This is a genomic window from Azonexus sp. (assembly GCF_036170495.1).
Taxonomy (GTDB): domain Bacteria; phylum Pseudomonadota; class Gammaproteobacteria; order Burkholderiales; family Rhodocyclaceae; genus Azonexus.
This window is the reverse complement of the sequence record NZ_JAVHPH010000197.1, coordinates 1-18,185: the sequence shown is the minus strand read 5'-3', so window position 1 is coordinate 18,185 and position 18,185 is coordinate 1. Positions and strand designations below refer to the sequence as shown.

General features: G+C 58.6%; 18 protein-coding genes and 1 tRNA gene. 18 read left to right on the top strand and 1 reads right to left on the bottom strand.

Going from position 1 to position 18,185, the window contains the following annotated elements:
• Positions 1 to 45 precede the first annotated feature (45 nt).
• The 14 genes from cobA (at position 46) to ADADOO_RS06600 (ending at position 11,561) form a co-directional block, all read left to right on the top strand.
• On the top strand, positions 46 to 810 hold the full coding sequence (cobA, locus tag ADADOO_RS06665; RefSeq protein ID WP_511276077.1) for a uroporphyrinogen-III C-methyltransferase: 765 nt from the start codon (positions 46 to 48) through the stop codon (positions 808 to 810).
• Entirely contained in the window at positions 807 to 1,205 is a 399-nt protein-coding gene (locus tag ADADOO_RS06660; RefSeq protein ID WP_511276076.1) for a Rap1a/Tai family immunity protein, read from the top strand. Before cobA ends, ADADOO_RS06660 begins: the two co-directional genes overlap by 4 nt.
• A 25-nt stretch (positions 1,206 to 1,230) precedes the next feature.
• Positions 1,231 to 1,315 (top strand) — tRNA-Leu (locus ADADOO_RS06655).
• A 220-nt stretch (positions 1,316 to 1,535) separates the two neighbouring features.
• The gene (locus ADADOO_RS06650) at positions 1,536 to 2,750 is read left to right on the top strand and encodes a tyrosine-type recombinase/integrase (protein WP_511276074.1); all 1,215 of its coding nucleotides are present in this window, start codon (positions 1,536 to 1,538) and stop codon (positions 2,748 to 2,750) included.
• Positions 2,751 to 2,795: 45 nt separating this feature from the next.
• Positions 2,796 to 3,074: a type II toxin-antitoxin system RelE/ParE family toxin gene (locus ADADOO_RS06645; protein ID WP_511276072.1), complete on the top strand. Its 279-nt coding sequence runs from the start codon at positions 2,796 to 2,798 to the stop codon at positions 3,072 to 3,074.
• A 5-nt stretch (positions 3,075 to 3,079) separates the two neighbouring features.
• On the top strand, positions 3,080 to 3,400 hold the full coding sequence (locus ADADOO_RS06640; RefSeq protein ID WP_511276070.1) for a HigA family addiction module antitoxin: 321 nt from the start codon (positions 3,080 to 3,082) through the stop codon (positions 3,398 to 3,400).
• Positions 3,401 to 3,416: 16 nt separating this feature from the next.
• Entirely contained in the window at positions 3,417 to 3,623 is a 207-nt protein-coding gene (locus ADADOO_RS06635) for a hypothetical protein (RefSeq protein ID WP_511276069.1), read from the top strand.
• 163 nt (positions 3,624 to 3,786) lie between these two features.
• Positions 3,787 to 4,155 (top strand): hypothetical protein, encoded by a 369-nt coding sequence (locus ADADOO_RS06630; protein ID WP_511276068.1) that lies wholly within the window; start codon positions 3,787 to 3,789, stop codon positions 4,153 to 4,155.
• A 98-nt stretch (positions 4,156 to 4,253) separates the two neighbouring features.
• Positions 4,254 to 4,949 carry a hypothetical protein gene (locus ADADOO_RS06625; protein WP_511276066.1) on the top strand — a complete coding sequence of 232 codons (696 nt, stop codon included), beginning with the start codon at positions 4,254 to 4,256 and terminating at the stop codon, positions 4,947 to 4,949.
• Between the two features lie 128 nt (positions 4,950 to 5,077).
• Positions 5,078 to 5,287 carry a helix-turn-helix transcriptional regulator gene (locus tag ADADOO_RS06620; protein ID WP_511276065.1) on the top strand — a complete coding sequence of 70 codons (210 nt, stop codon included), beginning with the start codon at positions 5,078 to 5,080 and terminating at the stop codon, positions 5,285 to 5,287.
• A gap of 401 nt (positions 5,288 to 5,688) precedes the next feature.
• A complete protein-coding gene (locus ADADOO_RS06615) occupies positions 5,689 to 8,067 on the top strand; it encodes a hypothetical protein (RefSeq protein WP_511276063.1) in 2,379 nt (792 codons plus the stop codon).
• Complete coding sequence (locus ADADOO_RS06610) at positions 8,057 to 8,353, top strand: hypothetical protein (RefSeq protein WP_511276062.1); 297 nt, start codon at positions 8,057 to 8,059, stop codon at positions 8,351 to 8,353. The genes ADADOO_RS06615 and ADADOO_RS06610 overlap by 11 nt, the downstream gene beginning before the upstream one ends.
• A complete protein-coding gene (locus ADADOO_RS06605) occupies positions 8,350 to 8,673 on the top strand; it encodes a hypothetical protein (protein ID WP_511276060.1) in 324 nt (107 codons plus the stop codon). Before ADADOO_RS06610 ends, ADADOO_RS06605 begins: the two co-directional genes overlap by 4 nt.
• Positions 8,670 to 11,561 carry a DUF927 domain-containing protein gene (locus ADADOO_RS06600; RefSeq protein ID WP_511276058.1) on the top strand — a complete coding sequence of 964 codons (2,892 nt, stop codon included), beginning with the start codon at positions 8,670 to 8,672 and terminating at the stop codon, positions 11,559 to 11,561. Before ADADOO_RS06605 ends, ADADOO_RS06600 begins: the two co-directional genes overlap by 4 nt.
• Positions 11,562 to 13,195: 1,634 nt before the next feature.
• On the opposite strand, the gene ADADOO_RS06595 is transcribed toward ADADOO_RS06600, so the two are convergent.
• The gene (locus tag ADADOO_RS06595) at positions 13,196 to 13,702 is read right to left on the bottom strand and encodes an OmpH/Skp family outer membrane protein (protein ID WP_511276056.1); all 507 of its coding nucleotides are present in this window, start codon (positions 13,700 to 13,702) and stop codon (positions 13,196 to 13,198) included.
• Between the two features lie 221 nt (positions 13,703 to 13,923).
• Between ADADOO_RS06595 and queA the strand changes: the two genes are divergently transcribed.
• The 4 genes from queA to secD form a co-directional block, all read left to right on the top strand.
• Positions 13,924 to 14,982: a tRNA preQ1(34) S-adenosylmethionine ribosyltransferase-isomerase QueA gene (queA, locus tag ADADOO_RS06590; RefSeq protein ID WP_511276054.1), complete on the top strand. Its 1,059-nt coding sequence runs from the start codon at positions 13,924 to 13,926 to the stop codon at positions 14,980 to 14,982.
• Positions 14,972 to 16,081: a tRNA guanosine(34) transglycosylase Tgt gene (tgt, locus tag ADADOO_RS06585; RefSeq protein ID WP_511276052.1), complete on the top strand. Its 1,110-nt coding sequence runs from the start codon at positions 14,972 to 14,974 to the stop codon at positions 16,079 to 16,081. The genes queA and tgt overlap by 11 nt, the downstream gene beginning before the upstream one ends.
• Before the next feature lie 45 nt (positions 16,082 to 16,126).
• Complete coding sequence (gene yajC, locus ADADOO_RS06580; RefSeq protein ID WP_226497871.1) at positions 16,127 to 16,453, top strand: preprotein translocase subunit YajC; 327 nt, start codon at positions 16,127 to 16,129, stop codon at positions 16,451 to 16,453.
• Positions 16,454 to 16,501: 48 nt separating this feature from the next.
• Positions 16,502 to 18,185 (top strand): protein translocase subunit SecD (gene secD, locus ADADOO_RS06575; RefSeq protein WP_511276050.1); only part of this gene is annotated, 1,684 nt, incomplete at its 3' end.

Below are 18,185 nucleotides of genomic sequence, written 5' to 3'. Positions count from 1 at the left end.
GCCCTCTCCCGCATTAGGATGGCCGCCCAAAGGCAGGGATTACCCATGAACAAGCTCAACAAACTCGCAGCCGGAAAAGTCTGGCTGGTCGGCGCCGGCCCCGGTGACCCGGATTTACTGACGGTCAAGGCGGCGCGCCTGATAGCGGCAGCCGACGCGCTCGTCTACGACCATCTGGTCGGCGACGGCATCATGGATCTGGCCCGCCCTGACGCCCGTCGCATCTACGCCGGCAAAGAAGCCTCGAAGCACACACTACCGCAGGATTCGATCAACGAATTGCTGGTCAAACTGGCCCAGGAAGGCCTGTCGGTTGTCCGACTCAAAGGCGGCGACCCATTCATCTTCGGCCGCGGCGGTGAAGAACTCGAAACCCTCGTCGCCTCCGGCATTCCCTTCGAGGTCGTTCCTGGCGTCACCGCCGCTGCCGGCTGCGCCGCCTACGCCGGCTTCCCGCTAACCCATCGCGACCACGCCCAGTCGGTCACCTTCGTCACCGGCCACCTCAAGGACGGCACCGTCAATCTCGACTGGCCGGCGCTGGCCCGGCCGCGCCAGACCGTCGTTTTCTACATGGGCATCGGCGCCGTCGCCGAAATCTGCCGGCAGATGATTAACCATGGCCTGCCCTCGCTGACCCCCGCAGCGGTCATCCGCAATGGCACGCAAGCTGACCAGCGGACGCTACTCGCCACATTGGGTACACTGCCCCACCGTATCGCCGAAGCCGGCCTCAAACCGCCAGCGCTGATCGTCGTCGGCAGCGTCGTCGGCCTGCACGAAAAACTCAATTGGTTCGAAAAACGATGAAATTTCTCTGGCTCATTTCCCTCCTTCTCGCCTCCTCGGCGCACGCCTACACCGGCCAGGAACTGCGCGGCGACTGCCAGGTAGCTGATGAGATGTACGCCGGGCAAAAATCAAGCGACCCGTTCCAGGCCATTCGTAGCGCCCGCTGCATCGCCTATGTCGCCGGCTTTGCCGACAGCTACGGCGTCAGTGACTATCTAGCCGAACAGGTCGGCGTCAAACTCAATGCTTTCTGCCTGCCGAAAGACGCCGACCTGTCACGACGCCTCGTCCGCGCCGTCGTTATTCATGTCGAACGCGTCCCGCCGCAAACCACGGTCAGCCCGGCCACCCTGGTCGCCGGAGCCCTGGCCAAAGCCTTTCCGTGCAGCGAATCACTTGAACCCAAGAAGTGATTCGTGGATAATCCGCGCTCCGAATGCCCCGGTGGCGGAATCGGTAGACGCAGCGGATTCAAAATCCGCCGCCGAAAGGTGTGCCGGTTCGAGTCCGGCCCGGGGCACCAAATAGCAGTCTAGGCAATACCAAGCAAGTCCAGAGAACCCGCACCAGTGCGGGTTTTTTGTTGCCTTTCGTTCCAGCACGGTCCAGAATGATCCAATCAAATCCGGGCCTATGTGGGGGTAACCCAGGGGGTAACAGCACCTACCCCCAAGGGTGTTACCCCCAAACACTTACCCCCACTGGCTACGGCGTATCTTCGACGTTTCGACGGAGTAACAGCCATGCCATTGACCGAAGCAGCTATTCGCACAGCGAAACCAGGCGAAAAACCCTACAAGCTGGCCGACGAAAAGGGGTTATTTCTGCTGATCAACCCCAGCGGATCCAAGTGGTGGCGCCTGAAATTCCGTGTCGACGGCAAGGAAAAGCTCCTGTCGCTCGGCACGTACCCTGATATTGGTTTGAAAAAAGCCCGGGCGGATCGGGATGATGCCCGGAAGATGCTGGCCATTGGCATTGATCCCAGCCAGCATAGAAAGGCATGCAAGGCCACCAGGGGCGTTCAGACGGCAAATAGCTTCGAGGTCATCTGCCGCGAATGGTTGGAGAACAAGCGCAGCAATGTCGAAGAGGCGCAATACAAGAAAGCCCTTGCCCGTCTCGAGAAGGACGTTTTTCCATGGATGGGAAGCCGGCCAATAGCCGAAATTACCGCCCCCGAGGTTCTGACGGTGTTGCGCCGGATCGATGCGAGAGGCGCTCGCTACACGGCACACAAGGTCAAAAGTGAAATCAGCCAGTGTTTCCGTTACGCCATCGCCACCGGCCGGGCGGATCGCGACCCCTGCCCAGACCTGCGGGGAGCCATCCCTGCCCCCAAGGAAGACAATCGTCCATCCATCACCGACCCCAAGGGCGTAAGCGAGTTGCTACGAGCTATCGACGGCTTCAGAGGCACGTTCGTTGTGAAATGCGCCTTGGAGATTGCCCCGAGGGTATTTGTTCGCCCTGGTGAGCTGCGCAAAGCAGAGTGGGAAAAAATCGACCTGGACAAAGCCGAGTGGCGATATTTCATCAACAAGACCAAGACTGAGCATCTGGTTCCGCTGGCGTCGCAAGTGGTAGCGACACTGCGAGAGCTGCACGCACTGACTGGCCATGGTCGCTATGTTTTCCCCGGCCGTGATCCAAAATTGCCCATGAGCGATGCTGCCGTTAATGCCGCGCTGCGCCGCATGGGGTACGACACCAAAACTGAAATAACCGGGCACGGTTTCCGGGCGATGGCCCGCACCATCCTGCATGAAGAACTGCACCAAAAGCCTGAAGTCATTGAACACCAGCTAGCCCACAGCGTTTCTGATGCCCTTGGCACCGCCTATAACCGCACCAAGTTCCTGAAGGAGCGCAAGGCGATGATGCAGCAATGGGCGGACTACCTGGACAAGCTGAAGGCAGGTGCGGACGTCATACCGCTGCACGGTAGCGCGGCATAACCAAGTGCAACTTGATAATCGAAACGCTACGCTATACACTCAACCATGATTAAGAGTTTCCAGCACAAAGGCCTGCAATCGTTTTTCGAGACAGGAAGCAAGGCAGGCATCCAGCCACACCATTCACCGAAGCTACAGCGCCAACTGGTGCGCCTGGATGACGCAAAGGGACCGGAGGATATGAACTTGCCGGGCTGGCGAATGCATAGCCTCGTTGGCAACCTGGCCGGCTTCTATTCGGTGACGGTGAACGGCAATTGGCGCATGACCTTCACTTTCGAGAATGGTGATGCCGTGCTGGTTGATTATCAGGACTACCACTGAGAGGTATGCAAATGAGCCGAATGTTTAACCCGCCCCACCCTGGCGAAACGCTACGCGAGGACGTACTGCCTGCCCTGGGGCTGAGTGTGACCACCGCCGCGGCACAGCTTGGCGTAACTCGTGCAGCCTTTTCTCGGGTGCTGAATGGCCGTGCTGCCATTTCGCCTGAGATGGCCTTGCGCCTTGAGGGCTGGCTTGGGGTTGAAAATGGGGGCCGTGCTGACGCCTGGATTGCGCAGCAAGCATCTTTTGATCTGTGGAAGGCGAGAGAGGCAGGAGCCCCGGCAGTTCAGCGTGCGACGCTACAGAGCGGCACAGCAGCCTGACGAACGGGAGAAGAGAATGAAAACCCTGATTGTCCTTGCTGCTCTGCTTCTATCCGGTTGCGGCCTTGAAACGGCCGGAAGCGCTGCCGCTGTAGGCAAGCTCCAAGCCGAGAACGCAAAGCAGGCAAAGGAGAACATGGACGCAATGAAAGCCAGCATCGAAGCATCCACCAAGGAAGCTGAGGCGAGGAACAAGGCACTTGAGGAAGCAGGTAAAAACTGAGTAATACCGCCGCCTGACGGAATCAGGCAAAGCGGGCCAAGAAGGGGCGGCAACCCCTCCTGGGCCCTAACCACGAATTGAAAAGGAGCTTCAAATTATGGCTGTGACAAATAATACCAACGTTCACAATCGAGGCGATGCAACTGGCCAAAGAGGTGACAGCATGATCGATGCAGCCGGTGCTGCCGAATTCCGTGCTGCCGCAAAGAATTGCATCGATATTCTTGCAACGATACCAACTCTTGTAGAAGGCGATTCTGACCAGCCAACTGCCGAGTACTACCGCAAAAGAGACGCGGCCATAACTTCCCTTGTCGAGGCAGCGGGTCCAATACCAAATCAAGCATATGGAGTTATTTACGCTCTAGCGGAATTAGTCGTTAGCCAAGAACAAGATGGTGTTTTCCATAGTCTTGCCGGGCTCAATCTTGAAGCCGTTTTGACCAACGATGAGCGCATGGCTGCGCGAATAAAATTTGCAGAAGATTGCGGCGATCATTCCCATTTTATTGAAACCTGCGAATTAGCGTAATACGAGCACGCCGCCCCCTAGTCCGGCCAGACGAAAAGCGGGAATCCTTCGCCCGCCTGGGGGTGGCATCTTTCGAAGGGCGCCATGAAGGGGCGAATATGCAACACAAACCGCTGCTACACGGACGTGAGGGGCCTAATCCTACTGAATGGGCATTGATTATTGATGACCAAAGATTCTCGCCAACCGGTCGGTTGATGCTTGATGGATACCGCCCTTTTATTGCCGACTGCGTTGGATCGTGCTGCAGTTGGTTTGGGGTGAGGCCTTCCGATTGGTATGGCCTTCTTGGGATTGCAGACCGCCCCTATGAGCGTGCAGGAAATGGCGAGGCCGTGATTTCTGTGCTGCCTGATTCCGCAGCTTACAAAGATTACGCTAAGTGTCTATCTGAGCACCTTGAGGTTGCGCTCTATTACGTTTATGCGAGCCTCGGGGCACTGTCGGAAGAGAGCATTTCGGAATCAATTAGCTCGTTCTCTTGCGCTGTAACTGCACACAATACCTTTCGAAACTTCTGTGCTGTGATTGAAAGCGAATTAGGCGAACCCCCCGGCCAGAAAGTGGACATGCGGGAAGCTGGCAAAAAGGGGGGAGTGGCTCGAGCCGATAAATACAAAAAATTAGAAGAAAAAGCCGTCAGTATGTATGCAACAGGGAACTTCAAATCGATGCTGCAGGCTGCAAAAAAGATAACCCCTGATCTATTCAAAGAAGCTGAAAAATTTGGCATCCGCCTCTCCGAAGATAATGCTGAACGCACGGTCTACGGTTGGATACGAAAAACGAAATAGGTACGTTTAGCAGCCAACCGTGTAACGTAAAGCTGGTTGGCGTTCAACGTGAGATAGCTAACAAGTAAAACAATCACATTGGTCAATTCAGGATTGAAACGGTCTTAATCAAACCGGGATAATCCACAATGGACACAGTGCAAGACAGCTTTCTCCGACTGCCGCAAATAATCGGAGACAGAAAGCGCGGAATAGCGCCAATCATTCCTGTTGGCAAATCAACATGGTGGGCAGGCGTTGCGTCAGGCAGATTCCCAAAGCCGGTTCATCTGGGGCCCAAGACGGTAGCCTGGCCCTGTTCGGTAATCGCTGAACTAGTAGAGAAATTTAAGGGCTGACCATGGATCAGCCCATTCTGCCAGGCATCCCCAGCCTGCCGCTATTCTCGACTGACAACCCCCGAGAAATTCGCATCATTTGCGCCCTAGCTAGCGCTCCTTGCACGCGTGAGGTGCTGGGCCGAATAGCCGGCGCTTCGAACGTCCCTGACGCTATTGCATCCCTTCGCCGGTCTGGCCTTGAAATCCCCTGTGAACGAAACCCAGCAACCGATAGGGATGGCGAAATCGTCTATCGAGGGCGCTATTGCTTCACCGATAGCGACCGCGAACGGACTGCCCACATTTGGGGGCGCCTCTGATGATCCGCCGCTCCCCTGCACCAAGCAAAGATGGCGAATGCCCTCTCTACTGCAACCCCATGCCATCCCCCCTTAGCCACCCATATAGGAATGCCAATCATGTCTGAAAATCCGACAATCGTCCTCGATGGCGACGTATCCCCCTTCCGCCAAAAAATGCGCGAAGCCGCTGCCGACCTCAAGAAATTTGGCGAAGACGGCAAAAATAGCTTCGATCAGATGGGTGGTCCGCTGGAAGCGCTCCGCTCAAAATTCATTGCTATTGGTGCCTTGTTGGCAGGGGGGAAAGTTTTTGGCGAAGCCATCAATGCCGCCAAGGAGTTCTATGGCGAAACCGGAAAACTCTCCAAGTCTTTTGGAATATCGGAAGAAGGTGCGATAGCCCTAAAAATTGCCCTGGGTGACTTGTATATCGATACCGATACAGCAACCAGTGCTGTCGGGCGGCTGACCATGGTGATGAATACCGCGCCCGAAAAGTTCGCTCAGCTCGGCGTGGCGATTTCTGATAGTTCGGGAAAGTCGCGAAGCATGATGAGCATCATGCTCGATGTTGTGGCGCGAATAAATGAATACACCGAAGGTACAGACCGCGCTCGTGCAATGGCCTATATGTTCGGCAAATCATGGCAGGACGTCCAAAAAATAATGTCATTGACGAATGCCAAACTGGATGAGGCAGCGGCCAAGGCTCGTGAGCTCGGTATCGAAATCCGTGGTGACGATATCAGGGAATATCGAGCGGCGATGAATGACGTGAATGATGTGTTCGAGGCGATGAATGTTCGCATTGGCACGGCGCTGATTCCGAGCCTTAAATCATTGGCGGTTTATTTTGCTCAAATCGGGGGCCCGGTCATCAATGCGGTCATCTGGGGTTTTAAGCATCTTGTGCAGTTCCTGGACGAGACCGCTACGGCAATCATGCTCGTGTGGAATGACGTCAAATATGTCTTCGATCAATTGACCTCTGCTGCCGGACAAATGGGCGCATCGATTGCCTCAATTCTTCAAGGCAACATATCGGACGCCAAGGAAATCTGGAAAGAAGGCAGCGAGCAACTACTTGCTCAAGAGAAAAAACATTTATCTGAATACGAGCGCCTCAACGCCGAGCATCTTCAGCGGGTAAATCAATTGTGGTCAACCCATAGCAAGGCAAAGGCAAACCAGCCTTCTGTGGCTGCCGGAAAAAAGAAATTCACACTTACCGATGACGAGGGAAAAGCTACAGGCGCAAAAGACCCGAGCATGATGGCTTACTACGAGCTGGCCCTCGCCGAAGAAAAGCGCCTGGCCAGTGAGAAGGATGCCCTGCGTGAATACACCAAGCAGGAAGAACTCGCCTTCTGGCAGACCTTGTTGCAGCACGCCAACCTGGTCACCAAGGATCGTGTCGCCATCGAAAAGAAGGCCTCCGAGCTGACAGTGGCAATTCGTCGTTCTGAAGCCAAGGAAATTCAGGATATATCTGCCGAGGCCATTGCCTACAATCAGGCCCTTGCCATCGGCCGTGTCGACGCCGAATCCGCTGCTGCCGCCGCCGCTGTTGCAAGCAGCCAGATGAGCAAACAGGAACTGGCTCAGCTCGAGATTCAGTTCGAGCAGCGCCGGCTGGAAATCCAACGCGCAGCCCTGCAGGAACGCCTGGTACTCGCTGAGCAAGACCCCAATGCCAGCCCGCTCGAAAAGATGCGAATTCAAAACCAGCTCGAGCAGCTCGAGCAGCAGCACGGCATTCGCATGATTCAGCTGCAGTCGCGTGTGGCGCAAGAATCAGCACAAATCTGGGACGACCTTGGCCAGCGCATGTCCAGCCTGTGGGATAAGGGGGTTCAAGCCATCATGAACGGCACCTTCCGCTGGCGCTCTGCCTTCAAGGCCGTCGGTATGGAACTGGTCGGCTGGTTCGCCAATTCCGTCGTCGGCGAAATGGTCAAGAAATGGCTGGCCGGCGAAGTGCAGAAACTGGCTATCAAGATGGGCTTTCTCGCCTCCGAGAAAACGGCACAAACCGTCGCCTCAGCCCAGATCATCGGTACCAAGACGACCGAAGCCACCAGCGTGGCCACCGCCAATGCCGTCGAAGCCGGTTCCGGCGCTGCCGCTTCACAAGCCTCGATTCCCTTCGCCGGCCCGGTCCTCGCGCTTGCTGCCATGGCCGCTATATTCGCTGCCGTTATGGGCATGGGCAGCAAGGTCAAATCCGCCTCGCGGGGGTTTTCCATCCCCAAGGGCATGAACCCGATGACCCAACTGCACGAAGAAGAAATGGTCCTGCCATCCCATCTCTCCAAGGGCATCGCCTCGCTGATTGATCAGGGCGGCAGCGGCGGACAGGCAACTGCGCCAGTCGTCAATTTACACTTCAATTCGACTTATCAGGACCGTGCAGGAATCAAGCGGCTATTGATGGATAACCCCGCCGCCCTGGCTGCAGCGGCCCGAAATGCAATAAGGATGGGCCATGACAAATGATGTCATTTCGTTTCCATCTGCAAAGGTTCGGACCTGGGCTGATACCGAGCGCTTGCTCGCTGCTGAAATTGGTGATCCGGCAATGTCGAAATGGGTCCTTGAGCGAGTGCGGGTCGCTTTCGATACGACGTGGTTCTGTACGGATGTTGATGCCGAACTGGCCACGAACAAATCATTTCTGTACCTCACCGAGAATTACAGGGATAGCTACGCCCAACTGCTCATTCAATTAACAGCCGCTTATGTCGAGCTTTACCGTCAAATAGGCTGTGGTGGCCCGCGATGAAAAATCGTATGCACAGTATTGAGGAAATGCCGGAAGGAAAAACGCTTGGAGATATCAATCCGGCTTTTTCCGACTTGATTGGTGAAATTCGGGTTGGCAAGCGAAGCACCTGCTGTGCGGGTTGCCGAAAACCATTCTCCACGGTGAGAAAACCTCGCAAGGAAATCAGGCTATGGCCAATCGAACTGAATGTTCCGGTTGCCTTTGCATACCCGATTTGCGGAGCTTGCGTCGCGCTGTATCAGCGTGGCGAAGCTGCACGTGATTCCCTTTTCGCTGCTGTTGAGAGCTTTCACAATGGGGATGCGGCCACGCAATGACAGGAGATTCTTTCATTCATAACGTTGCCGGCGCTGCCCTCGCCAACTTCGATATCGTCATGGAACTTTGCGGCATGGCAGGCGGCAAAGATCAGGCCCGTGAATACCTGGCACTCAACCCAAAGCGCTCAGATAGCAAGCTGGGCAGTCTCTCAACCAATCGCGACACGGGGGCGGGTGGCGACTTCGCCACTGGCGAGACTTGGGGCGACCTGGTAGCAATGACAGCATGGCGCTTTGACTGCTCGCAGATGGATGCAGCGGAACGCCTCGCCGACCTGCTCGGCATTCAAAAGCCAAACCGCCAGAAACGCGCCACAAGCGGCGAACGCCCGGCCGGCAACACCAACACAGCGACCACCCTGAGAAAAACCGCCTCAGCCGCCCCCAGCCGCAAGCCTGCACCGGATGCCGATGGATGGGAATGCGTTATTCCGGTTCCTGAAGACGCCGCCGCCCCTCCTGTTGCGAATCCACGCCAAGGCCGGCCATCGATCCGCTATGAATACCGGACTGAAGCCGGCCGCCTCGGCTTCTTCATTGATCGCTATCAGGGCAAGGATGGCAAGAGCTTTGCCCAGCTCACATGTTGGCGGAACGCAGCCGGCCGCACTGAATGGCGCTGGAAATCGCCACCGGCCCCGCGCCTGCTGTATGGCCTTGAACTGCTCGCCGCCCGGCCCGATGCGCCGGTCATCGTGTGCGAAGGCGAGAAGGCCGCCGACGCCGCCCGCCCGCTCTTCCCTGAGTTCGTTTGTGTGAGCTGGCCGGGTGGCTCCAATGCCGTGGATAAGGCCGGCTGGCTGCCATTGGCAGGCCGTGCCGTCACCTTGTGGCCCGACCTGGACGAACCCGGGGCGGCATGCATGGCCAAACTGGCCAGCATCCTCTCAGCCCTCGCCAAGGCACCGGCCGCGCTCTACCAGGTGCAGCCGCAAGCCTTTGGCCTAAGTGACAAAGGCGACGATGCCGCCGATTTGCTTGGATGGGATGCTGCACGCTGTGCAGACGTATCCACCGGCAGCGCGTGGCGTACTGCGGTCGACGTGCCAAAGCCAGCAAAAACCGCAGCGCCCGGCGCCAAGGCGAGCAAGCCGGACAAGGGCAGCGCACCGGCCGGAGTGCCCCGCCCCTGCTACAGCCTTGAGGTGGGGGGCGTGTATTTCACTGACACGGATCGCGACGGCAACCAGGGCGCCCCCAAGTGGATTTGCTCTTACCTGGAGCCAATCGCCCGCGTGCGTAACCCGGATAACCAGGGCTGGGGCTTGCTGGTCCGCCTCTACGACGCCGACAAGGTAGAACACAAGCTGGTTATTCCGATGACGCTATTTCGCGGCGATGGTCTCGAAGTGGCTGGCATGCTGTTAGATGCCGGCCTGACCATGGCGACGGGCGGCCGGCAGAAGGTTATTGCTTACCTTCAGAGCGCCCGGCCGGATGCACGGGCACGGATCACCAGCCGCACCGGGTGGCATGCCACGAGCGACGGCCCGGCCGTCTATGTGCTGCCGAATCGGGCGTTTGGAAACGAGGCCGACGAATGGCTGTATGAGGCAGAAGGCAGCAGCGTGCATGCCTTCAAGACCAAGGGCACCGCCGACGAATGGCGTGACCACGTGGGGCGCCTGTGCCGTGGCAATTCCCGCCTGCTGTTTGCCGTGTCCGTGGCCTTCGCTTCCCCGCTGTTGCACTTGGTGGGCGGTGAGTCAGGGGGATTTCACTACCGCAGCAACTCCAGCGACGGCAAGACCACAGCGCTACGGGTGGCGTGCTCTGTCTGTGGCGATGGAGGCTATATGCAGCGCTGGCGAGCGACTGATAACGGCCTTGAGGCACTGGCAATGCAGCACTGTGATTCGCTGCTCGCCCTTGACGAGCTGGCCCAGCTTGACCCCAAGGTAGCAGGGGAGACCGCTTACATGCTCGCTAATGGAGCCGGCAAGACCCGCGCCGCACGGACAGGCGGAGCAAGGGAGAGGGCATTCTGGCGAGTGCTCTTCCTGTCGGCGGGTGAGATCAGCCTGGCGCAGCACATGGCTGAAGCCAACCGGACAACGAGAGCCGGGCAGGAAATACGCTTGGTTGATATTGCCGCCGATGCGGGGGCGGGCCTTGGTGCGTGGGAAACACTGCACGACTATGCAAACGGCGCCGACTTTTCGCGGGCCTTGGATCAGGCCACCAAGCGTTATTACGGCGCCCCGCTGGCCGCGTTCCTGGACAAGCTGACCCGTAGCCCCGCCGACCTCGCCGAAGAGCTGCGCAAGGCTCAGAAACTATTCGAGATACAGCACCTGACGGACGATGCCAGCGGGCAGGCCCGCCGCGTGGCTGATCGCTTTGCCCTGGTAGCGATGGGCGGCGAGCTGGCCACACAATGGGGTTTAACCGGCTGGCAAGCTGGCGAAGCGCTGGCCGCGGCCGGAAGCTGTTACCGGGCATGGCTAGCCGGCCGGGGCGGCGAAGGCAACCAGGAAGAAACCAACATGCTCAACCAGGTGCGTGAATTCTTCGAGCGGCATGGTGATGGCGCTTTCGACCTGTGGCACCGCGTTGGCGATGATCGCAGCCCCCGCACGGCCGATGCGGCCGGCCTTCGTCGCTGGCTGCAGCCTGACGGCACCCCGATTGCCAAGGCTGGCCAGATTGAGGAAGGCAGCAACGGTGCCGAGTTCAAGACGGAATTCTTTGTATTCGAAGGCCCTTGGCGTAACCGTGTGTGCAAAGGACTGGACTACAAGGCCGTGAATGTATTGCTCTCCAAGCTGGGCATTCTTCACCACAACAAGGGGCGCTTTCAATCGAGGCTGAATATCCCCGGAAAAGGGAAGATGCTGGTATATCAGATCACCCCTGCGCTGTTCGAAGGGGGCGGTGATGCTTGACCTTGAAAGCCTGTTTTCGAGCCAGCCCGCCCCCGCTGCTGTGTCCAGCTTTACCCCTGCTAACGACAATGCCGGACACAGCGGACACAATGGAAACACCCCCATTTTTGACCAAGTGTGTCCGCCGAAATCGTTGCAGCACAAGGCGTTTAGCACCATAGACACAGCAGACACAGCGGACACAGTAGGTTTTCAAGGGGGGGAAGGTGAGCAGACCGACCGGGCACCGGGTGAGGGTGCGGCAAGAAATGATTTCGCGCTTCATCCAGCGGCTGTAATCCTTGTCCTGGCCTACTTCCGCAAGGTTAAGGCACACAATGATGAAAGAGTTTCAGCAATGTTTCACCTTCAAACCATGCCACCTGGTGAGCAAGTGAAGCACTGGCACTCTGCCTGCCTTGATGTTGGGGTAAAGCCTTGGGAGGTTTTGATGATTCCTGCTCCCTCCTCTGGGCTTGACTGCACCATGTGCAAACACCTGACAACCAGGCAGATAGTCAGCGATGGTGGTCGACGGCAGTTTCATTGGTCTTGTGGTCTGGGCTACCTGATCCTAGAGACAGGCCGGGCAACTGAGCGGATATGGATAGCTCCTCCTGAATGCCACTCCTTTGACCGATGGAAACCAAGTAGTGGTGAGGCTGGGCACGTAACATACAAGGCTGATCTATTGGCTAGTCATAGTAAGCAGCAGCCTTAGTCGCGGGTCCTTCCGGGGGGCTTTGTAACACGGCGCGAAACGACCCCAGTTTTTCGCTAGTTCTCAGCACCATGATGAAGTAAGTAAGTAGCCTTGAAATTATCCAATACACATAGCCAAGGTAAGTAAGTTCTGTTGCTTTCTTCTACCCCCTTGGAAAACTACTGTGTCTGCTGTGTCTGCTGTGTCTATGGCACTAAACGCCTTGTGCTGCAACGATTTCGGCGGACACACTTGGTCAAAAATAGGGGTGTTTCCATTGTGTCCGCTGTGTCCAGCTTGACGCCTGACCCGGATCAACGAACCGGCTCAACGTCTGACGGCTCAAGGCTTCCGGCCACATGTCGGCCATCGATGGCCAGAAAAACCAGCCGCGGCGACGTGCCTTGCTCGGAACTGGCGACGTCCAGGCGCTCCGGGCGGATCGCTTCAGGCAGTTGCCCGAGCTGGACACATCGCTTGGCGAACGATGGAGAGAAATAACCGGCCAAGCATCCCAGAACACCAACCCTCCATCAATCGTTCAACTAAGGCACAACGCGCCCCCTCTTGCCGCCTATTTTGGCGCGCGCTTGATCTACTGCCGCCCCTCCCCATCCGGGCGAATCAAATACGTGAGCAATGGTAGAATGCGCGCCTCTTTTAACCGAAACAAAAGCACGCTCTCCTTGATGGCCGATTTGTTGTTTTGGTGCAACGCCGTTTGAATGGGGGTAACTTTGGGGGTAACTCGGATTTTCAATAAATGAAAACCGTTGTCCCGCAACAGTTTACGCCGTTAGTTCGATTAAGGCCCGGGCACCAAGTAATTGTTTCAAGAAGTCCAAGCAAGTCCCATAGAACCCGCCCATGTGCGGGTTTTTTGTTGGCGCGCCTGCCCGGCTCGCCAACAAAAAAGCCGGAAAAATCCGGCCTTTGCAGGGGACTCGGGAGTTCAGTCCCCGGTCATTTTCTTGATGACTTTATCCGTCACATCAATTCGGCTGCTGACGGAAACTGCTTCTTGCAGGATCAAATCCCAGTGTTCGGACTTGGCCAGGTCGAAGATAGCTTTATTGGCCTTCTCAAGCACCGCCGACGTCTCTTCGTTTTGGCGCAGTTTGAGGTCTTCCTGAAAGGCCTGCTGTTTGCGCTTAAAACCGACCGAGATCTCGGCCAATTCTGCCTCTCTGGCTCGCCGCTGAGAATCTGACAGCGACGCACCGTTCTCCACCAGCGCAGCCTGACGCGCCTTGAGGTCGCTCTCCATGCGCAGCAATTCCTGCCGGCGCACTTCGAACTCCGCCTGCATTTTCTTGCTCGCCTTGATGGCCGCCGGCGCCTCCCGGAAAACCCGTTCCAGATTGACGTAGCCAATCTTCAGTTCATCGGCGCAGGCCTTTTGACAAATGGGCAAAACAACCAGAACGGACAGTAGCGCAAGCCGAAACCCCTTGAGCATGAAGCACCTCGATGTTGGAAATTGGAACAAGTGTAGCAAGCCCGACAGTATCCGACGAATTCCTCTCGACGGTCCACGTTCGCCAGACAGCGATTGTGCAACGAACGGTGTTTGATGTCTGCCTTGATCCGGCGAATGGTAGAATCCGCGCCTATTTTATTGACCAACCGAAACGGCTTTCCCCGCCCAAGGCCGTTCGCGTTTCCACCTGGATTCAGACCATGTCGTTGACCGTCGACGACTTCGACTTCCCGCTCCCGCCCGAACTGATCGCCCAGCACCCGGCCGCCCAACGTACCGGCAGCCGCCTGCTGCACGTCTGCGGCGAATGCTACGGTCAACCGGGATTTGATCGCAATTTTGAAGACCTGCCCGAGTTGCTGAAAGCCGGCGACCTGCTCGTTTTCAACGACACTCGCGTCATCAAGGCGCGCTTTTTCGGGCGCAAGGAAACCGGCGGGCTGATCGAAGTCATGCTCGAACGCATCGTCGATGCCACCCACGCCATTTGCCAGATCCGCGCCAGCAAAGCGCCAAAGCCGGGAAGCAAAATGCGCCTCGGTGATGCCTTCGAGGTATGCATGACCGGCCGCGCCGGCGCCGATGGCGACTTTTTCGCGCTCGAACTGGTCGAACCCGGCGATTTCTGGGAACTGGCCGAGCAGCACGGCAAGCTGCCGCTGCCGCCCTACATCGAGCACCCGGCCGAAGGCGCCGACGAAACGCGCTACCAGACCGTTTATGCCCGCCAGCCCGGGGCTGTTGCCGCCCCCACCGCCGGCCTGCACTTCGACGAGGCGATGCTGGCCAAACTGCGGGCCCAGGGCGTCAACACCGCCTTCCTGACGCTGCACGTCGGCGCCGGCACCTACCGGCCGATGCGCGTCGAGAAGATCGCCGATCACCGCATGCACAGCGAGCGCTTCGAGATTCCGCCGGCGACGGCCGAGGCCATCGCCGCGACCCGGGCGGCCGGCGGCCGGGTCATTGCCGTCGGCACGACCAGCCTGCGCGCCCTCGAATCGGCCGCTAACGAAGATGGCACGGTGCGCGTCGGCGCCGGCGAAACGAGCATCTTCATCACGCCCGGCTACCGCTTCAAGGTCGTCGACCGGCTGATCACCAACTTCCATCTGCCAAAATCGACGCTGCTCATGCTCGTTTCGGCCTTTGCCGGCTATGACAATATCCGCGCCGCCTACGCCCACGCCGTGGCCGAGCGCTACCGCTTCTTCAGCTATGGCGACGCCATGCTTCTGGAAAAAACCGATGCAATTTGAACTCCTCAAGACCGACGGCGCCGCCCGCCGCGGCACGCTGACGCTGGCCCACGGCCAGGTCCAGACGCCCGTCTTCATGCCAGTCGGCACCTACGGCACGGTCAAGGCGATGACGCCGGCTTCGCTGCACGACATCGGCGCCCAGATCTGCCTCGGCAACACCTTCCACCTCTGGCTGCGCCCGGGGCTTGATGTCATCAAGGCGCACAACGGCCTGCATGATTTCATGAACTGGCAGAAGCCGATCCTCACCGATTCGGGCGGTTTCCAGGTCTTTTCGCTCGGCGCCATGCGCAAAATCACCGAGGAAGGCGTCAAGTTCAGCTCGCCGCACGATGGCGCCAAGCTCTTCCTGACCCCGGAAATCTCGATGCAGATCCAGAAGGTGCTCAACTCCGACATCGTCATGATCTTCGACGAATGCACGCCCTATCCGGCGACGCATGAAGAAGCCGCCAAGTCGATGCGGATGAGCATGCGCTGGGCGCAACGTTCGCGCGACGAGCACAACAAGCAGGAAAACAGCAACGCGCTGTTCGGCATCGTTCAGGGCGGCATGTACGAAGACCTGCGCGACGAATCGCTGGCCGGGCTCGACGACATCGGCTTCGACGGCATGGCCATTGGCGGCCTGTCGGTTGGCGAACCAAAGGAAGACATGCAGCGTGTCCTCGCCCATGTCGCGCCGCGCCTGCCGACGCACAAGCCGCGCTACCTGATGGGCGTCGGCACGCCGGAAGACCTTGTCCGCTCGGTCAAAGCCGGCATCGACATGTTCGACTGCGTGATGCCGACGCGCAATGCGCGGAATGGCCACCTGTTCACGCGCTTCGGCGACGTCAAGATCAAGAACGCCCGCTACAAGCTCGACACCGGCCCGCTCGACCCAACTTGCAGCTGCTACACCTGCACCCAGTTCACCCGTTCCTATCTGCACCACCTCTTCCGCCATGGCGAAATCCTCGGCGGCATGCTCAACACCATCCACAACTTACATTTCTATCAGGTCATCATGGCCGAAATGCGTGCCGCCATCGAGTCCGGCACGTTCACCGCGTGGTCGGACGAGTTTGTCCGCAAACGGTCATCCGGCGAGTGATAGAATCGCGCGTTCTGAATTTCTTAGTTATCCGGAGTGTCCACAATGATTAGCCTTGCCCACGCCCAGACCGCTGCAGCCTCCGCCGACCCGACGGGCGGCCTGATGCAGATGCTGCCGATGATCCTGATGTTCGTCGTGCTGTGGTTTTTCATGATTCGTCCGCAAATGAAAAAAGCCAAGGAACACAAAGCGCTGCTCGCCGCGCTGGCCAAAGGCGACGAAGTCGTCACCCAGGGCGGCATCGTCGGCAAGGTGACCAAGGTCGGTGACAGCTACGTCTCCGTCGAAATCGCCACCGGCACCGAAGTTGTCGTGCAAAAGCCGTCGATCGGCCTGGTTCTGCCCAAGGGCACGCTGAAGTCGCTGTAATCACCTCAAAGGGCGGCTTCATGTCGCCCTTTTCGCTTTGAAGCCGCCATGAATCGCTACCCACTCTGGAAGTACATCACCATCGCCGTCGCGCTGTTGCTGGGCTTCGTCTATACCCTGCCCAATTTCTTCGGCGAATCGCCGGCCGTACAGCTGTCCAGCGCCAAGGTCACGATCAAGATCGATGCCAAAGCCCAGGCCCGCGTCGAAGACACCCTGAAAACCGCCGGCATCACGCACGACGGCATTCAGCTCGACAATGTCGGCGTCAAGGTCCGCCTCAAGGACACCGACACCCAGTTGAAGGCCAAGGATGTTCTCGAAAAGGCCTTCAACCCGAATGCCGCCGACCCGCAGTACGTCGTCGCCCTCAACCTGCTCGCCGCTTCGCCGCAGTGGCTGACCTCGCTGCATGCGCTGCCGATGTATCTCGGCCTCGATCTGCGCGGCGGCGTGCACTTCCTGCTGCAAGTCGACATGAAGGGCGCGCTGACCAAGAAGCTCGATTCGACCTCGGCCGACCTGCGCACCGTGCTGCGCGACAAGAATATCCGCCACAGCGGCGTCAACCGCGAAGGCGAGCGCATCGTCGTCAAATTCCGCGACGTTGAAACCCGCGACAAGGCCCGCTTCGCCATCGGCGACAGCCAGCCCGACCTGCTGGTCACCGAAGCTGGCGATGCCAGCGAACCCAGGCTGGTCGCCACGCTCAAGCCGGAAGCCCAGAACAAGCTCGGCGAATTCGCCCTCAAGCAGAACATCACGACGCTGCACAACCGGATCAACGAACTCGGCGTCGCCGAGCCGGTCATCCAGCAGCAGGGCGCCGACCGCATCGTTGTCCAGTTGCCGGGCGTACAGGACACCGCCAAGGCCAAGGACATCCTGGGCCGCACGGCGACCCTCGAAATCCGCATGGTCGACGATTCGACCGGCGCGCTGGAAGCCGCCCTGGCCGGCAACCCGCCCTTCGGCACCGAGGTGTACAACGAACGGGGCGGCCAGCCGCTGCTCGTCAAGAAGCAGGTCGTGCTCACCGGCGACCGTCTGACCGACGCCCAGCCCGGTTTCGACAACCAGACCAACGAAGCCGCCGTCCACCTGACGCTTGACTCGGCCGGCGCCCGCATTTTCAAGGACGTCACGCGCGAAAACATCAACAAGCGCATGGCCATCCTGCTCATCGAAAAGGGCAAGGGCGAAGTCGTCACCGCGCCGGTCATCCGCAGCGAAATCGGCGGCGGCCGCGTGCAGATTTCCGGCCGCATGAGCACCATGGAAGCCAACGACACGGCGCTGCTGCTGCGCGCCGGTTCGCTCGCCGCGCCGATGGACATCATCGAGGAACGCACCATCGGCCCGTCGCTCGGTGCCGAGAACATCAGGAAGGGCTTCCATTCGACGATGTGGGGCTTCGCCGCCATCGCCCTGTTCATGATCCTTTACTACCAGATGTTCGGTGTCGTTTCAGTCATCGCGCTGGCCTCCAACCTGCTTTTCCTGGTCGCCATCCTGTCGCTGCTGCAAGCCACGCTGACCCTGCCCGGCATCGCCGCCATCGCGCTGACGCTCGGGATGGCCATCGACGCCAACGTGCTGATCAACGAACGGGTGCGCGAAGAACTGCGCGCCGGCATGCCGCCGCAGGGCGCCATCGCGGAAGGCTACGAACGCGCCTTCGGGACCATTCTCGACTCCAACATCACGACGCTGATCGCCGGCCTCGCCCTGC

What these genes read in the sequence shown, in the direction of transcription:
- ADADOO_RS06595 (WP_511276056.1), bottom strand. Translation starts at nt 13,702, where the DNA reads ATGCTCAAGGGGTTTCGGCTTGCGCTACTGTCCGTTCTGGTTGTTTTG.
- ADADOO_RS06620 (WP_511276065.1), top strand. Translation starts at nt 5,078, where the DNA reads ATGGACACAGTGCAAGACAGCTTTCTCCGACTGCCGCAAATAATCGGA.
- yajC (WP_226497871.1), top strand. Translation starts at nt 16,127, where the DNA reads ATGATTAGCCTTGCCCACGCCCAGACCGCTGCAGCCTCCGCCGACCCG.
- ADADOO_RS06660 (WP_511276076.1), top strand. Translation starts at nt 807, where the DNA reads ATGAAATTTCTCTGGCTCATTTCCCTCCTTCTCGCCTCCTCGGCGCAC.
- ADADOO_RS06650 (WP_511276074.1), top strand. Translation starts at nt 1,536, where the DNA reads ATGCCATTGACCGAAGCAGCTATTCGCACAGCGAAACCAGGCGAAAAA.
- cobA (WP_511276077.1), top strand. Translation starts at nt 46, where the DNA reads ATGAACAAGCTCAACAAACTCGCAGCCGGAAAAGTCTGGCTGGTCGGC.
- ADADOO_RS06605 (WP_511276060.1), top strand. Translation starts at nt 8,350, where the DNA reads ATGAAAAATCGTATGCACAGTATTGAGGAAATGCCGGAAGGAAAAACG.
- ADADOO_RS06635 (WP_511276069.1), top strand. Translation starts at nt 3,417, where the DNA reads ATGAAAACCCTGATTGTCCTTGCTGCTCTGCTTCTATCCGGTTGCGGC.
- ADADOO_RS06610 (WP_511276062.1), top strand. Translation starts at nt 8,057, where the DNA reads ATGACAAATGATGTCATTTCGTTTCCATCTGCAAAGGTTCGGACCTGG.
- queA (WP_511276054.1), top strand. Translation starts at nt 13,924, where the DNA reads ATGTCGTTGACCGTCGACGACTTCGACTTCCCGCTCCCGCCCGAACTG.
- tgt (WP_511276052.1), top strand. Translation starts at nt 14,972, where the DNA reads ATGCAATTTGAACTCCTCAAGACCGACGGCGCCGCCCGCCGCGGCACG.
- ADADOO_RS06640 (WP_511276070.1), top strand. Translation starts at nt 3,080, where the DNA reads ATGCAAATGAGCCGAATGTTTAACCCGCCCCACCCTGGCGAAACGCTA.
- ADADOO_RS06600 (WP_511276058.1), top strand. Translation starts at nt 8,670, where the DNA reads ATGACAGGAGATTCTTTCATTCATAACGTTGCCGGCGCTGCCCTCGCC.
- ADADOO_RS06645 (WP_511276072.1), top strand. Translation starts at nt 2,796, where the DNA reads ATGATTAAGAGTTTCCAGCACAAAGGCCTGCAATCGTTTTTCGAGACA.
- ADADOO_RS06625 (WP_511276066.1), top strand. Translation starts at nt 4,254, where the DNA reads ATGCAACACAAACCGCTGCTACACGGACGTGAGGGGCCTAATCCTACT.
- ADADOO_RS06630 (WP_511276068.1), top strand. Translation starts at nt 3,787, where the DNA reads ATGATCGATGCAGCCGGTGCTGCCGAATTCCGTGCTGCCGCAAAGAAT.
- ADADOO_RS06615 (WP_511276063.1), top strand. Translation starts at nt 5,689, where the DNA reads ATGTCTGAAAATCCGACAATCGTCCTCGATGGCGACGTATCCCCCTTC.